The sequence below is a fragment of the Aquitalea sp. FG25 genome, assembly GCF_057809375.1.
Map to the genome: position 1 here is coordinate 29,530 of NZ_JBMDJV010000029.1, position 14,337 is coordinate 43,866.

Consider the following 14,337-nt stretch of genomic DNA (forward strand, 5'->3'; position numbering starts at 1 on the left):
GCCGCGCTGCCCTTGCCAGGATTGTCCTCCATGCCCGTAACGGCAAAGCCCATTAGCAGGAGGCCACACCATGCGCAGCGCCAGTTATTTACGAGAATTCTCCTTTGGCAACGGGCAGATCGGTTTGTATTACGCGCTGCCCTTGCTGGAACAGCAGGGTTTCGGTGCCATCTCCCGGCTGCCAGTTTCCTTGCGCATCATGCTTGAATCCCAGTTGCGGCATGTGGATGGCCAATATGTCAGCGAGGCCCATTTACGCCAGCTCGCCAGCTGGCAGCCACAAGCACCACGCGAGACGGAAATTCCGTTCGTGGTGGCGCGCATTCTGCTGCAGGACTTCACCGGCGTGCCCCTGCTATGTGATCTGGCCGCCATGCGCGATGCCACCATTCGCCTGGGACGTGACCCGGCGCTGATCACACCGAAAATTCCGGTGCATCTGGTGGTGGATCACTCGGTGCAGGTGGACTTTTTCCGCGAGCCCGATGCCTTGCAGCGCAATCTGCAACTGGAATACGAACGCAATGCCGAGCGCTACCGCTTCATCAAATGGGGTCAGCATGCCTTTGCCAATCTGCACGTCACCCCACCGGGGCAGGGCATTGTCCATCAGGTCAATCTGGAGTACCTGGCTCCCGGCCTGACCCGGCAAGGCAAGATCTACTTTCCCGACACCCTGGTCGGGACCGATTCGCATACCACCATGATCAATGGCCTGGGTGTGCTGGGCTGGGGAGTGGGCGGCATCGAGGCGGAATCAGCCATGCTGGGCTTGCCGGTGTTCCTGCTGCAGCCGGATGTGCTGGGCGTACACCTGCACGGGCAGTTGCCGGCGGGGCTTACCGCCACTGATGTGGTCCTCACCCTGACCGAATTGCTGCGCAAGTCGGATGTGGTGGGGGACTTTGTCGAATTCTTTGGCAACGGGGCCGCCCGGCTCTCCGTGCCGGACCGGGCCACAATTGCCAACATGGCCCCGGAATACGGTGCCACAGTAGCTTATTTTCCTCCCGACCACCAGACGGTGGCCTACCTGACGGCCACAGGCCGGGATGGCGAACAGGTGGCCGCGTTTCAGGCCTACTTTCAGGCGCAGCAAATGTTTGGCATGCCCCGGCTGGGCGAGATCGACTACAGTCGGGTCATCAATGTAAACCTGGCGGACATCAAGCCCTGCGTGGCCGGCCCACGCCGGCCGCAGGATCGCATACCGCTGGATGCCTTGAAGCAAAACTTCATCACCACCTTGACCACGCCAACCGAGCACGGCGGCTTCGGCAAGGGTGGTGCAGCCCCGGTCCGGCCGGCCGGGCCTGCTGCAGGCAAGCCGCTGACCCATGGCGACATCGTGATTGCCGCCATTACCTCCTGCACCAACACCTCGCATCCGGGCAGCATGCTGACGGCGGGTTTGCTGGCCCGCAAGGCGGTGGCAGCGGGGCTGACCGTGCCCTCTCGCATCAAGACTTCGCTGGCCCCGGGTTCGCAAGTGGTGCGCGACTACCTGCAAGGCGCAGGCTTGCTGGAACCGCTGGCACAGCTGGGTTTTCGCCTGGTTGCCTATGGCTGCACCACCTGCATTGGCAATTCGGGGCCGCTGGATCTGACCCTGGAACAACAGATTGTCGATGGCGACCTGATCTGCGCTGCCGTACTGTCCGGCAATCGCAATTTCGAAGCGCGCATACATCCGGCACTGCGCGCCAACTTCCTGATGAGCCCGCCACTGGTCGTGGCCTTTGCGCTGGCGGGGCGGATAGACATCGACCTCACCCGTGAGCCGCTCGGACAGGATGCACAGGGCAATGCCGTCTATCTGTCCATGCTGTGGCCAACACCACAGGAAATCGACCGGGCCGTTCACGCAGCGGAAAATCCGGGCCGCTATCCGCTGCTTTACCAGGTGGCGGAGGCCCCCTTGTGGCAGGACCTGCCGCTCGAAACACAGAAGACATACAACTGGCCACGCTCCAGTTATATTGTCCGTCCCCCGTTTCTGGATGATGTCACGCTGCACCGCCTCTCCCCCTTGCCACCGATAAGGCAAGCCCGGGCGCTGGCACTGCTGGGCGACTCGGTCACCACCGACCACATCAGTCCCGCTGGCCGCATTGCCCCGGACTCCTGTGCCGGAGGCTATCTGCAGCAACGGGGCATCACGCCCCGCTTGTTCAACAGTTATGGCTCCCGTCGTGGCAATCACGAGGTCATGGTGCGTGGCACCTTTGCCAATATCCGGATTCTCAACCTGATGTTACCGCCCGCAGCTGACGGCCAGCCGGTCACCGGTGGCTTCAGCCTGCATCAACCGGACGGCATGCAAGGGTTCATTTACGACGTGGCCCAGCGCTATCGGGCGGAGGGCGTGCCGCTTCTGGTGATTGCCGGCAAGGAGTACGGCAGCGGATCAAGCCGTGACTGGGCAGCCAAAGGCACCGCCTTGCTGGGCGTGCGCGCCGTGATTGCCGAAAGCTTCGAACGCATTCACCGCTCCAATCTGGTTGGCATGGGTGTTCTGCCGCTGCAGTTCCAGGCGGGCGACAGCATCCGCACGCTTGGCCTGACCGGCAGTGAAAGCTTCGCACTGGAAGGCTTGCACAGCCCGCTGACGCCTGCACAGCGGGTACAGCTGCATATCGACTACCCGGATGGTTCCCACCGGATCTGCACCTTGCAATTACGCGTTGATACCGCAACCGAGGTCGACTACTTCCTGCATGGTGGGGTATTGCCTTATGTCCTTCATCAATTGCTGGATGCATAACGCTGACGGCTGTAAGCCGAGCGTGTCCGGAATTGTGCGTAAAGCAGCCGTTGCTCACTCCTGCGCTGACAGTCCGCTATGGTCGACCAACAGCCGGTGGCGAGGCCTAGTCGGCGGCAGTTCAGCCTACGTGGCCGGTGGTCTGCTCTATGAAAAATGTCCAGTTCTGGTTATAGACCAGCCATTGATTTCTTGAGTGACGGGAGCTGAAAGCCATCCTTATTCAGACGCAATAATCGCTGCAACGTCTTGACCGGCTCCACCTTAACCCAATAGCCCCGCTACTACTGCCAGGGTTACGGTATCACCCGGCCGATGCCTGTGAGTACTGTCAGTGCCTGGATGCTGCAGTGGCAGCAGGAACGGATATGAGAAAACAGGCCACAGCCAGTGCAATAGCACTAGCCGACGGGTAGCAAATTCATCTGCTATGTATGCTGCCGCACTGACATCCGGTGCAGCTCCGCTGATGATGTACTGTCCGGTTGCCTTCGGCATATGACCGGTATCCCCTGCAGGAGCAGCTCCGTGAATCCCATTACCTTTTTCATTGTTATCTGCATGTTGGCCGTGGGCGCTGGCATCGGCATGCTGGGTAGTACCTGGCTGGCAACCCTCTTCTGGCTGGCTGCCAGCCTGATTGGCATGTCGCTCAAAATGGCCAATACCTGGCAGAAATTCGTGGTACTGCGCGCCGGCAAGCTGCAAGGTGTGCGAGGACCGGGCCTGTTTGTCATCCTCCCGGTGATTGACAGTGTGGTAGCCATCATCGATGTGCGGATCCAGACCACCGCTTTCAACGCTGAACAGGCCCTGACGCGCGACACGGTGCCGGTCAATGTAGATGCCATCATCTTCTGGCATGTGCACGATGCACAGAAAGCTGCGCTGGCTATTACAGATTTCCAGCAGGCCATCGACCGTGTTGCCCAGACCTCCTTGCGCGAGATGATTGGTTCCTCCATGCTGGCCGCCTTATTGTCGGATCGACGTGCAGCAGACCAGCAGCTGTGCACGGACATTGGCCAGAAAACCAGCGAGTGGGGTATTACTGTTAGCTCTGTCGAAGTACGAGATGTAGCCATCCCGGTAGCCTTGCAAGATGCCATGTCCCGTCAGGCGCAGGCAGAGCGCGAAAAGCAGGCACGTATCATCCTCGGGGCGGCCGAGGCGGAAATTGCCGGCCAGTTTGTCGCGGCGGCCCGCATCTACCAGCAGCAGCCCGGTGCCTTACAGTTGCGGGCTATGAACATCATTTACGAGACCACCAAGGAGCGTGGAACCACCATTCTGATTCCTAGCTCCATGGTGGATAGCATGAATCCAGCCATGCTTGCGCTGGGCGTAGCTGGCAGCACCATCTTGCCATTGACAACGCCAGTCATTCCGGAAGCGGCATGAGCAACGCACAGGACTCTTCGAGAAAGGATGGTGCCAGCATGACAGAAAGTGAAATTTTGGCACGGATCAATGCGATGAATGGCAGGCGGGATGGGGCCATGCTGACATGGTTTCTGGCTACTGATGGGCTCTCGCTACGATATCCGCCTGTTTACTCTAGGTGATTTGCGTCGGTTGTCCGGCGAAGGCCGCACGCTGTTTCACGCCCTCAGTGCCGCTTACCGGTCGCAGTGCTTTACCACGCTGACACCAGCTATGGCCACCCTCTTGATGAATATTCTGGTGAGCTACGAGCATGAACAAGCCGTAAAAAGCGACAGGCACCGCTAGATGCCGAGATTCCGGGAGAGGGGCTTGTCCGAAATGCTGTGTAAATCGGTCGTTATTACCAGCCAATCTAACAGACCCCTTCGGCCGAACCGGACAAACCAGCCAAAAGCCCACACTGACCACTACCGCTCCTTAGCTGCCACCTCCGAGACATAGCGGATAACAACAGGTTTGAATCATGATGCTGCCGCGGTAGAGACCACAAGGGCTAACTGAAATGGAAGCGAAAGAGGTGGCTGAGCAAAAGCGAATTCCCCTTAGAGCAAGACTTCAGGACATAGATAACTTCCGGCTGTGCCTGGAAGATTGCACGTTGCGTATCGGGCACCACTTGCCCTTGTTCCAGGCCTCACATTTTGTGCAGCAGCCAGGCTTTGTTGCACAAAATCAGCCGCAGGTCGAACTACCCCAATCCCCAGACGGATTTATTCCATGCGGACCGTTTGCGGCGGGCCCAAGGCTGTGAAGCGATTTAGAATCGCTGCACAGATTTGAAGCTCCGCCACCTGCCGGTCAAAGTCCCGTGACTTAACTCGGTCTGCCAGCAATTTGAAACAGTGCATCTTCGTTTCGACCAGACTGCGGCGATGGTAGCCACTCCACTTTTTCCAGAGTGTGCTCCCTAGATACTTCACTGAGCGTAGCGACTCATTGCGAGCCTGATTGTCCAGTGAACTCCCTTTCCAGAATTGGCCGTTTTTGCGCGGGGGAATGATGGCCGCAGCCCCACGCTCTGCAATCGCTGCGTAACATAGGCGTGTGTCGTACGCACCATCCGTGGTCACTGCCACCAGTCCCTTTGCCGCCGGAATTTGCGATAGCAGCTCTGGCAGCATCGTGGCATCTCCAGTGCGATTGTCGGTCACTTCCATTGCCCGGATTTCCAGCGTTTGCACATCAATTCCCAGATGCAGCTTGCGCCATTGGCGGCGGTAATCAGCGCCATGCTTTTTCACCTTCCATTCGCCTTCGCCCATCATCTTGATGCCGGTGCTATCCACCAGGAGATGCAGACAACCCTGCTTCTTCTGCACCGAGATGCACACCTGCAGGTCTTTCTGCAGGCGGGAAAGCGTGCTGAAGTCGGGAACTGCCCAGTCAAGCCAAGCGCAACATGCTTTCGACCATGCCTGTGGCTTGTCGTAGCGCTAGACCAAAGAGGCATTTGATAGTGAGACAGAACTGAATGGCGGCGTCGGAGAAAGTTGGCTGACGCCCCCTTTTGCCAGTGGCGGGTGCCAGCCAGTTCATGTCTTTGTCGAGCCAGAGGAGTAACTACCCTCGTTGCTTGAGGGGGTGGTTGTAGGCTTGCCAGTTGATGGTTTGGTACTTGGGGGGAGGGGCTTGCTCATGCGGTCATTCTACCGGACGGACGCAAGCCCTGATTTGTGCAACAAAACCGGTCCAAGCTGCCAGATGCCCACCAATAATAGGGAAGACCAGTGATCCACATTGCCCAAATTTGCTTACATGGCGGTTACACGGTCAGAAAAATAAAAAAGGGTTACAGGAAAAATCACTGTAACCCTTTGATTTAAATGGTGCCGGCAAGAGGAATCGAACCCCCGACCTTCGCATTACGAATGCCATAGCCATCATTCCAGCCTCATGATTTCAAAGGGAAAAATCTCATAAAGCAGAAATAAATCAAAGTGTTACTTGCTTTTCGGTATGTCGGGTTATATCCGGTTATCATCCATTTTACCGAAAATCTTAGGTGTTCAAGTGGACAAAATTTGGACAAAGCGCACTATGCCAATGAACTTGACTGGCAGGAGTTATATCAGATTATAATCCGGTAACTTCTCGTGCCCTGGTCGATCTTGAGGCGAATCAGCTTCGAGCGTTGGGCAAGGGTAGTGACGAAGCAAGAGCAACATCGATGTTGGCAGCATCGGCCTTGCGCAGCAGTTTCAGGAAGTAGAAGACGAAAGACTCGGAAAAGTTACGCGTTCCCCAATACTTTTGCGGAGCACGACTTTCCTATGGTTATTGTCACCAACTCTTTCGTCGAATTTCTCAGTACACGATATCCCCCAACGTTGTCTGTCCGCGAAGTGAGTGAGATCACAAGCGAACACGAGCAGACAATCCGAAACAAAGTCAGCAAGGGGGCGTACCCGATCCCCTCCTTCACTCTCGGACGAAAACGTCTGTTCAGGCTGATTGACGTTGCCGACTACATCGAGCGGCAATGCGCAACTGATCCAAGCAATCACTCGAACAAGCGCCCAAAGCGCGGGCGTCCCACCAAGGTTCAGCAACTTGCGAGCAAGTTTGCTGGCGATGACGCGCATGCGTCCGCCATAGCCCAGAGGACACAACAATCCGAAAAGAGGTGAGTCGTGGGCCACCTCGAAACAGACCTTTTGTCCAAGGTAGCGCAACTGGCAGAGCGGGCGGCAGCCAAAGCCCGCGAGCGACCGCATAGCACGCCCGCACGCGCTATGGAGGCACTTCAACTGCCGATGTGGCCGGAACCGACGCGCGGTGTGCCAAATGGTGTCCTGCGATCCGCGCTCTTTGGCGCTATACGGAAAGGACCGCGCCATTACGTCGAACGAGAACAAATTCACACCCTTGAACCCGTCCGCATCATCTATACGGGGGCGCGGCTTGACCAGGGCGATCTTGATGTATGGGAAACCGTGCTCCATGTCGCCCGTTTGCAGACGCTTGGCGATGAATGCCACATCACCGCGTATCAATTGCTGAAGCTACTCGGCAAGACTGACACCGGCAAGAACAGGGATACGCTTGACCGCAGGCTAAGCCGGATGAAAGCAACCGGCATAGACGTTCAGATCGGGCGCTACGGCTACGAAGGGAGCTTGATCGACGAGGTATATCGGGATGTCGAGACAAGAAGGTACACGATCCGACTCAACCCCAAGTTACGTTCCCTGTTCGAGAACGATCAATGGACGGCAATCGACTGGAATGTGCGCCGCGAGCTTGTCGGCCAGCCGCTCGCGCAGTGGCTGCATGGTTTTTTCGCTAGCCACGCCAAGCCGTTCCCATACACAGTCGCAAAGTTGCATGCGCTGTGTGGCAGCGAGAACCCCGACCTGCATGGTTTCAAGCGAGACATGCGCAAGGCACTCAGCGCCGTTTCTGCGGCCAGCGCCGCGCATGGCCAGCCGTTCGCCACGGAAATACGGGGAGACCTCGTTCACGTAGACAAAACGCCGACAGGCGCTCAGCGTCGCCACCTCGCAAGGAAGGCCGAAAACCGGCTCATACAGCGAATATGAGTACCGTTCCAGGACACATGAAACTACCGTCCCAGCACACATGCGGTACCGTTCCAGCACGCAGGGATTACCGTTCCAGCACACAGGTTGTACCGTTCCAGCGCACAGACCATCCACAGCCCATTCATAGCTGGAAGGCGCGCCAATACTCGATTTGGGTGAAAACGGAAACCTACCCTAATCTTCTTTTAATCTTTCTTAATCCGTTCGGTGGCACCCGTGTATTGAGCAAGCCACCTACGGCCTGCTGGCCTACGGCGGCTCCTTCGCTGACCTGCTGGTCTGCTCAGACGGCAGCCCGGCTGCTGCCGCGCTCGCCTGACTTCGTCATTGATATAGGCAAGCAGAAGCTCACATACAAAACGCGCCGATGCCGGACAGCATTGCAAGGCAGGCACACGGCGATAACGCATGCCCGTTATCGTAACGTTATCCGTTACGCGTTATTCGTTATCCGTTACGGAAATACAAATCGTCGGGAAAATAGCCGAATACCTTGGGGCGCAGCCCCAAACCCCGCACTCGCCGTGGGGCAGCCGGTGGGGGTAAAAAACACCCCCACCAGCAGCCATGAGCGTGGGGTCGCTCCGTGGGCGTCAAGAGTACGCTTCGCCGCGATCCTCTCCCGTTCGGTGCTCGCCTTCGGCTGCGCTCCGCTGCGGCTTCCGATCGCACTCTTGACCCCTTCTCCGCTCAACCATTGGACACCGCGAATTCATACCACCACCTGTGAAGGGAGCGAACATGAAACCGTCTCTTAAAGTCGTATCGCGCAATGACGAGGCGATGACAACAACGTCACCCAGTCACGCGAATCTGAACCGCGCTCTCCGCGTCAGCAGGCAGCTTGCGGTCAGCGTCGGCAAGGGTGTACTCAAGGCTATTCTGTACGTCGTGTTTCTTGCCTTGATGTGGCTGCGGGGTATCGTTCACTTCGTGACCGGCGCTTGTGCCGGTATCGGGCTTCTTGCATTAGTCATCGCGGCTTTTCTGAAGCCGGAATTTTGGTTGCTGTGGAAGCTGGGTGCGTTCAGCTTTGCGGCTTTTCTGGCGGGGTGGATGTATGACGGCCTGCTGCTGGCAATCTCGCCAGGGTCAATCATCCTTGGGGAGAGGACGGCCCGTTGATAGCGGGCCGGGAGGATACAGTTTGATTACTCGGGCCATTCCGATTGGTCTACGGTAAACTTTTTTATGCCGAGTTCGCGCAGGAGCTTAGCCGCCGTATCGATCTTGGCGTAGTACTTCACGTTGTAGGGAAATCGCTCGTTTAGCAGTACGCCGCTGTCGCCCTTCGTGTGGAACCTGATGCACATGCCGTCGCCGGTGCCGACAATCTCGGCGGACTGTATCGCACCCACCTGCAACAACGCTTCCACTTCTGCGCGCTTGTAACTCTTCGTCATTTCTTCGGGCCTGTCGCTGCCTTGAGGACTCGTTCAAACTCACCGGTTGTGCTGGTGAAGATGGTTTTGATGATGAATGGAATCTTGCCGAGCAGGTCTATCATCGGCTGTATCGGCTTTGAGAAGTGGCCGCCGATGGCACTCAATATTTTCTTCATCGCTGTTCCTTGTTGTGTTCTAAAATAGCCCGTCTTGGCCGGTCTTTGCTACTCCGAGCCGGCCAGACAGGCGGGCTTTGGTGGCTGCCAAGGCTCGCCGCCTCAGTACCACTCCGATATATCGAGGATGACCCGGCTGCGGTCGATAGATGCTTCCGCCAAGTCACCTATTGCTTGTTCAATAGTCCGCCATTGAACTGGTTTACCATCCTGCAATGGCAGCACGTCAACGCCATTTTCAAATTCGACGACAAGTTTAAATCCTTGGGCCTCATTTGCCACCAAACGCACAGCTTTTGGGGCAACTGGAGCGTCAAGAAAGCTGTATATATCACCGATATTTTTTGTTTCTGTTGTCATGCTGGCTACTCCGAATAGTTGATTAAGAAACGGCGTGGCTGCGCCGTCTGGATGAGTGCTGTTAGAACCCGTTGGCGATGACTGCTTGCCCCAAGCCCATTTTGGCCGTTCGCTCCCGGCTCTGTTGTTCAAGCTGTTTTTCTTGAATAGCTTGCAATTGCATCATCATCGACAGCTTGGCGGTTTCGTTCTGCATCATCACCTGTTCAGCCTGAATGCGGTTTTGCAGGTCTTGCGCTGCCTTCGGGTCGTTAGCCAGGTCAACCGTATCGACAAGCTGCTGCAACTGCTGGAAGCGCTGGCCCGCCGCGTTGAAGCTGGCTTCGGCAGTGGCTTGAAGGCTGGCGAGCAGATTTTGGCGTTGGTCGAGAATCCCCGCGGCCACGCCGTTTTGCATGTCACCTTGTTTCATGATCTGCGCGGCTTGCTTGATGGCTTTAAGCGACCCGGACAGGCCGGAATACTGGCCGGAGTTCGACGCGAGGCCATAGAGCGTTTGCGCGTCAGCGGGCAGGTACTGGCGGGCGGTCGGGTTGTTCAGCAGTTGAGCCATGCCGCGCACGCCGTTCATGCTCTGGAACATTTGCTGTGCCTGCTGCAACTGCGCTTGCAGTTGCTGGATTTCTTCGGCGTATTTCGCAATGTCCTCAACGTGGTTCATGATTCGGTCGAGGTTGCCAACGATGTCCACAACCGGGATGCCGGTTGCATTGGCGGTCGAGGCGATGAAGGCCGAGGCGATCATCATGGCTGCAATCGTTTTTTTCATGTCGTGATACTCCTTTTAGTTGAAATGACGGTGTGGCCGCACCGTATTGAATTAGCCGTTAGCAGCTACGCTATTGCGCCCACTTCCGGCAACCTTTCGGGCTGCCCACGCCACCGGAGTAGCGATCTTTTGCCCACCAGCCTTGACGGCGCGGATGTCGCGTTGAACACCGCGATAAGCCTTCTGAACGCTGCTGGGACGCATGCCACCGCCCATCGAGCGGGCTTTATCGGTTGCCCAATTCACTGCGCCCATGGTGGAGATCGAGACGCCACCGGCCAGCGCCGAGGCAATCGTCTGTACCTGCATCAAGATTAGGAAGCAGACCACTGACATCAGCAGCATCGATGCAAAATTCTGGAACCCCGCGTCGCTGCTTCCTGAAACGGCCACTGCGCCATTCGCGGTATTCAGATAAATGCCGAACAGCAGCTTGATTACCCCCACGGCCAAGGCGCTGACGAAGGCATAATTGAGGGCCTGACCAATCCACGACTCGAAAAACTTCTTTGTTCCCTCAAACATCAGGCAAAGAATAGCCGCTGGCCCGAAGGCAACGACAAGTGCGAGGGCTACTTTGGAAAGGATTATCAAGAATGCGGCATATCCAACGCAGACAAGGCTACTAGCCCAAATCATCAAGGCGTAGAAATATGGCCCAAGGTTGGTCATGCTCGCCATTTGCCAGTTGTCGGAGCCGAGATTAAGGCAGGCTGTGAAAATGTCATCCAGCGTGCTTTTGCTGGAAGAAACGACACCGCCCCCGCCGAAAACACTTGCCATATAGTCGGGCAGTGCAATCAGGTTGTCCGAAATCTGCGAAGAGAATTCACCGATGTTGGTTGCGAAGTAAAGAATGGTGCCGACTTTCATTAGACGGAAAGCGCCGTCCATAATCGGCTCGCTTATCAGCCCCCGGTACATTGCGAACCCCCAGAGAATCACGTACAGCGTGAAGCACTGATGCGCGACAGGGGAAATGGCTGCCATGACTGTCGGCAGCGTGTCGGTTACGTAATGCGCGACAGACGCATCAACCATGCTGAATATACCGGCGAGAAATCCTGTGGCCGCTCCTGCCATGACAGCCCCCTTATTTCTTCGCAGGCTGGCCGAGAATGAACGGCGTGCCTAGCGACTGATGTTTAGCGACGACACGGTTTGCGGCCAAGCATTCCGGAGTGGTGGCATCTGGCGTGTTGTTGCACTCCTTGACCTTGGCGTTTCGTTCGGCTGGATGTGCCTCGTAGTAGGCGTCATCGTGGCCGCTATCACTTTTCCCGCATGCTGCGAGGAGCAGAATAACGGGCGCTAGAGCTAGTAATTTTTTCATCGTCTTGCGTTCCTTATGTTTACATTCTATATTTACAAATTAGCTAATTTGTAACTACATTTTACTCAGTTCGTAGTTCGTTGCAAGAGGCTATTTTTTGTATTGCACAATACAAATCGAGGAGTGCGAGATTGAATGATGAAGTGGCTGATTTGCTGGAAAACCTGTTGTATCCAGAAAGGCAGGATTTGATTCAATTGGCCTCTATTCCAGAGGTAGGCAGCGATCTTGTGATCGCGCATATTGAATTGACGATAGAAACAAGCGAGCAAATCTCAGCCTCATTGCTGGCGTTGGAAGCGGTCTTAAGGCGTGGCAGGTAGGGAGAAATTTTCGCTAGCGAAAAATATTAATAGCCGGTCGGCTCATCTGGGTTTTGTATTGTGCAATACAAAATGTGATGCGAATTTTCGCTAGCGAAAGTTTTTCCGGCGGTGATGGGCTAGCGCAGGATAGCCAGAGAAATACCAATATTAATAGCGGCGGTTTGGTGGCTTTGGTCGTAGAGAAAATGACTCGCTGCCAGTCGAATCTTTCGCTAGCGAAAATTTAGAGTGTGGGGGGAGGACTAGGGCAGGATAGGGTTTATGATAGCAATATTAATATTGCTCCCCCCGGCCCCCACACTCAGGATTTTCGCTAGTCATGGATGCTGATCGAGAGGTAAGAAACAAAACGATTGGTATGGCCGCTAAGCCATCCGAGAAAGCTGCATTTGAAGCCTTCTGCCGGGCAAAGGGTATGCCGCCATCTCAAATGCTGCGGCTTATGTTGTCCCGGGTCTGCCCGGGCGAGATTGAGCCGGGCGACCCTCCCGAGAAGGTCGCAAAGGAAACGCCACTGTTCCTTCGCCTTCCCCAGGGCGAAGTGAAGGAGATTCGCCAGCGGTCAAAACGTGAAGGCACGACGCCGCAAGGCTGGGTGCGAAAACTCATTCGGGCCACCTTGCGGCGAGCGCCGCAGTTCACCCGCGACGAGGAAAACGCCCTCTTACAGTCGAACCGCGAACTTGCCCACCTTGGCCGCAACATGAACCAGATTGCGCACCAGCTAAACAATTCTCTGAATGCGTCAGATCAAATGACAGCCCAGCGGCTTGAGATACTGGTGCGTATGATCGACGCGCATAAGGAAAAGGTGTACGGCATCATTAACGCAAGTTGGGGTCGGTACGGAGGGGATGGCGATGAGTAACGAAGGGACTTATGCCAGCGTTTGGGATGCGATAACAGAGACGCCAGAACAATTGGCCATTCTAGGTATCCGGGCTGAACTGATGCAGAAAGATGGTACTGCCCCAGGCCCAGGGCCTGCATAGTTTGGCGGTCGGTGTTCAAAGTCACTGTGCCTTGTAAAGCAGGGAGAAGTGTCCCAAGTCCGTGGTACTTGTATAGAGGGCTTTAGGAAACTTACAGCGGTTTCAGGCGTGCACGGCAGCAGCCGGGCTGCCGCCCGAGCACGCCAGCAGGCGAGCGTAGGGGCTGCCGAAGCCCCGCAGGGTGCAGGCAGCGGATGTGTATGAAACTGCGGACGGCAATGCCTCATCTTGCCTCGATCTTCTGCCGTGATGCCAAACTAGCTGTGCAAGGCGCGGCTGTCCCACGTCAGGAGAACCGACGATGAAAACCCAGATCGACAACCTTGTGTGCAGCATTCAGCATGACCTCGTGCAAGCATCCCCAGCCGTGCCCGAGTTGGCCACCTTTTTCCAGGCCATCGGCACAGACGGCTTTTCCAAAGCCGCAGCGCAGCGGGCCATCCTTGGCCGCTGGGCCGAGGACATGACCTTGCCCCCGGATGTGCGCGACTACGCGCAGCAGCAGCTCAATGCCCTTCCCGCTTTCTGATCCGGAGCGTGTCCAGAAAACGGTCTATTGTTGAACATGACTAATGGATACCTAAACAACAACATGAGCCAGCTTTTTCGTGTTAAATTTCCCGTAAATTTTTCTATGTTCTGAAAACGTATGGAAACACGACGATTCGGGTATGTCCGGGTCTCTACTGATGATCAGAATCTTGACATACAGCGGGACGCGCTAACCAAGGCAGGGTGTAACCGTATATTCCAAGAGAATGTTAGCGGTAAGACATCAGATCGGCCCGTCCTAGCAGATTGCTTGGGCCATTTGCACAAAGGAGACACTCTCGTTGTTTGGCGTCTAGATCGCCTTGGAAGAAGCCTTCCAGATCTTGTGCAAATCGTTGGAGATCTCAACCGGCAAGGCATCGGTTTTGAGAGCCTGACGGAACGTATTGAGACAGCGAGTGCAACGGGAACATTGACCTTTCACATCTTCGCTGCATTAGCCGAATTTGAACGAAATTTGATTAGAGAGCGCACGCAAGCTGGGCTTGCGGCTGCGCGAGCAAGAGGGCGATCTGGCGGGAGAAAGCCAAAGATTGGAGAGCAGCAGCGTCAAGAAATTCAGGCGCTCTATGACTCCAAGACTGTGCCCGTTACCGACATCGCGAAGCGATACGGCGTATCGCGCACAACACTTTACAAGCATCTTGACGGGATTCATTCCCCGGCAGGACATTGAATATTGAAAGCGGCAA

At 56.1% G+C, this 14,337-nt stretch carries 16 protein-coding genes and 1 pseudogene; 10 read left to right on the forward strand and 7 right to left on the reverse strand.

Translation table 11 applies throughout. The annotated features are described in order from the left end of the window. Positions 1–70: 70 nt before the first annotated feature. From acnA to ACODR9_RS20770, 3 genes are all read left to right on the forward strand, one after another. Positions 71–2,764, forward strand: coding sequence for an aconitate hydratase AcnA (acnA, locus tag ACODR9_RS20760; protein WP_488811928.1), 2,694 nt, complete (start codon positions 71–73; stop codon positions 2,762–2,764). Between the two features lie 528 nt (positions 2,765–3,292). Beyond that, the gene (locus ACODR9_RS20765; RefSeq protein ID WP_488811930.1) at positions 3,293–4,165 is read left to right on the forward strand and encodes a slipin family protein; all 873 of its coding nucleotides are present in this window, start codon (positions 3,293–3,295) and stop codon (positions 4,163–4,165) included. Positions 4,166–4,288: 123 nt separating this feature from the next. Further along, positions 4,289–4,495, forward strand: a complete 207-nt coding sequence (locus ACODR9_RS20770) for a hypothetical protein (protein WP_488811932.1) — start codon at positions 4,289–4,291, stop codon at positions 4,493–4,495. A 425-nt stretch (positions 4,496–4,920) separates the two neighbouring features. On the opposite strand, the pseudogene ACODR9_RS20775 reads toward ACODR9_RS20770, so the two are convergent. After that, a pseudogene (locus ACODR9_RS20775) lies at positions 4,921–5,815 on the reverse strand (IS5 family transposase). A 665-nt stretch (positions 5,816–6,480) separates the two neighbouring features. On the opposite strand from ACODR9_RS20775, the gene ACODR9_RS20780 reads away from it, so the two are divergent. From ACODR9_RS20780 to ACODR9_RS20790, 3 genes are all read left to right on the forward strand, one after another. Next, a complete protein-coding gene (locus ACODR9_RS20780) occupies positions 6,481–6,837 on the forward strand; it encodes a helix-turn-helix domain-containing protein (protein WP_488811934.1) in 357 nt (118 codons plus the stop codon). Between the two features lie 3 nt (positions 6,838–6,840). Beyond that, complete coding sequence (trfA, locus tag ACODR9_RS20785; protein ID WP_488811936.1) at positions 6,841–7,749, forward strand: plasmid replication initiator TrfA; 909 nt, start codon at positions 6,841–6,843, stop codon at positions 7,747–7,749. A gap of 744 nt (positions 7,750–8,493) precedes the next feature. After that, positions 8,494–8,877 carry a hypothetical protein gene (locus ACODR9_RS20790; protein ID WP_488811938.1) on the forward strand — a complete coding sequence of 128 codons (384 nt, stop codon included), beginning with the start codon at positions 8,494–8,496 and terminating at the stop codon, positions 8,875–8,877. Positions 8,878–8,903: 26 nt separating this feature from the next. Here the strand turns inward: ACODR9_RS20790 and ACODR9_RS20795 are convergent, their stop codons facing one another. From ACODR9_RS20795 to ACODR9_RS20820, 6 genes are all read right to left on the reverse strand, one after another. Then, positions 8,904–9,155, reverse strand: a complete 252-nt coding sequence (locus ACODR9_RS20795) for a hypothetical protein (protein ID WP_488811940.1) — start codon at positions 9,153–9,155, stop codon at positions 8,904–8,906. After that, entirely contained in the window at positions 9,152–9,313 is a 162-nt protein-coding gene (locus ACODR9_RS20800; RefSeq protein ID WP_488811942.1) for a hypothetical protein, read from the reverse strand. Before ACODR9_RS20800 ends, ACODR9_RS20795 begins: the two co-directional genes overlap by 4 nt. A 102-nt stretch (positions 9,314–9,415) precedes the next feature. After that, the gene (locus ACODR9_RS20805; RefSeq protein WP_488811943.1) at positions 9,416–9,673 is read right to left on the reverse strand and encodes a hypothetical protein; all 258 of its coding nucleotides are present in this window, start codon (positions 9,671–9,673) and stop codon (positions 9,416–9,418) included. A 61-nt stretch (positions 9,674–9,734) separates the two neighbouring features. Then, the gene (virB5, locus tag ACODR9_RS20810; protein ID WP_488811945.1) at positions 9,735–10,442 is read right to left on the reverse strand and encodes a P-type DNA transfer protein VirB5; all 708 of its coding nucleotides are present in this window, start codon (positions 10,440–10,442) and stop codon (positions 9,735–9,737) included. A 51-nt stretch (positions 10,443–10,493) separates the two neighbouring features. Then, entirely contained in the window at positions 10,494–11,525 is a 1,032-nt protein-coding gene (locus tag ACODR9_RS20815) for a TrbL/VirB6 family protein (RefSeq protein WP_488811946.1), read from the reverse strand. 10 nt (positions 11,526–11,535) lie between these two features. Then, positions 11,536–11,775: an EexN family lipoprotein gene (locus ACODR9_RS20820; RefSeq protein WP_488811948.1), complete on the reverse strand. Its 240-nt coding sequence runs from the start codon at positions 11,773–11,775 to the stop codon at positions 11,536–11,538. 131 nt (positions 11,776–11,906) lie between these two features. Between ACODR9_RS20820 and ACODR9_RS20825 the strand changes: the two genes are divergently transcribed. The 4 genes from ACODR9_RS20825 (at position 11,907) to ACODR9_RS20840 (ending at position 14,321) form a co-directional block, all read left to right on the forward strand. Next, a complete protein-coding gene (locus ACODR9_RS20825) occupies positions 11,907–12,098 on the forward strand; it encodes a hypothetical protein (protein ID WP_488811949.1) in 192 nt (63 codons plus the stop codon). A gap of 322 nt (positions 12,099–12,420) precedes the next feature. Beyond that, the gene (locus ACODR9_RS20830) at positions 12,421–12,969 is read left to right on the forward strand and encodes a plasmid mobilization protein (protein ID WP_488811950.1); all 549 of its coding nucleotides are present in this window, start codon (positions 12,421–12,423) and stop codon (positions 12,967–12,969) included. Between the two features lie 425 nt (positions 12,970–13,394). Then, positions 13,395–13,622, forward strand: coding sequence for a hypothetical protein (locus ACODR9_RS20835; RefSeq protein WP_488811951.1), 228 nt, complete (start codon positions 13,395–13,397; stop codon positions 13,620–13,622). 120 nt (positions 13,623–13,742) lie between these two features. Next, positions 13,743–14,321 (forward strand): recombinase family protein, encoded by a 579-nt coding sequence (locus ACODR9_RS20840; RefSeq protein ID WP_488811953.1) that lies wholly within the window; start codon positions 13,743–13,745, stop codon positions 14,319–14,321. Positions 14,322–14,337: the final 16 nt, after the last annotated feature.

Bases quoted from the DNA above. Each gene is read 5' to 3' on its own strand.
- acnA (WP_488811928.1), top strand. From the start codon at position 71: ATGCGCAGCGCCAGTTATTTACGAGAATTCTCCTTTGGCAACGGGCAG.
- ACODR9_RS20835 (WP_488811951.1), top strand. From the start codon at position 13,395: ATGAAAACCCAGATCGACAACCTTGTGTGCAGCATTCAGCATGACCTC.
- ACODR9_RS20805 (WP_488811943.1), bottom strand. From the start codon at position 9,673: ATGACAACAGAAACAAAAAATATCGGTGATATATACAGCTTTCTTGAC.
- ACODR9_RS20815 (WP_488811946.1), bottom strand. From the start codon at position 11,525: ATGGCAGGAGCGGCCACAGGATTTCTCGCCGGTATATTCAGCATGGTT.
- ACODR9_RS20795 (WP_488811940.1), bottom strand. From the start codon at position 9,155: ATGACGAAGAGTTACAAGCGCGCAGAAGTGGAAGCGTTGTTGCAGGTG.
- ACODR9_RS20780 (WP_488811934.1), top strand. From the start codon at position 6,481: ATGGTTATTGTCACCAACTCTTTCGTCGAATTTCTCAGTACACGATAT.
- ACODR9_RS20770 (WP_488811932.1), top strand. From the start codon at position 4,289: ATGGGCTCTCGCTACGATATCCGCCTGTTTACTCTAGGTGATTTGCGT.
- ACODR9_RS20840 (WP_488811953.1), top strand. From the start codon at position 13,743: ATGGAAACACGACGATTCGGGTATGTCCGGGTCTCTACTGATGATCAG.
- ACODR9_RS20830 (WP_488811950.1), top strand. From the start codon at position 12,421: ATGGATGCTGATCGAGAGGTAAGAAACAAAACGATTGGTATGGCCGCT.
- virB5 (WP_488811945.1), bottom strand. From the start codon at position 10,442: ATGAAAAAAACGATTGCAGCCATGATGATCGCCTCGGCCTTCATCGCC.
- ACODR9_RS20820 (WP_488811948.1), bottom strand. From the start codon at position 11,775: ATGAAAAAATTACTAGCTCTAGCGCCCGTTATTCTGCTCCTCGCAGCA.
- ACODR9_RS20800 (WP_488811942.1), bottom strand. From the start codon at position 9,313: ATGAAGAAAATATTGAGTGCCATCGGCGGCCACTTCTCAAAGCCGATA.
- ACODR9_RS20790 (WP_488811938.1), top strand. From the start codon at position 8,494: ATGAAACCGTCTCTTAAAGTCGTATCGCGCAATGACGAGGCGATGACA.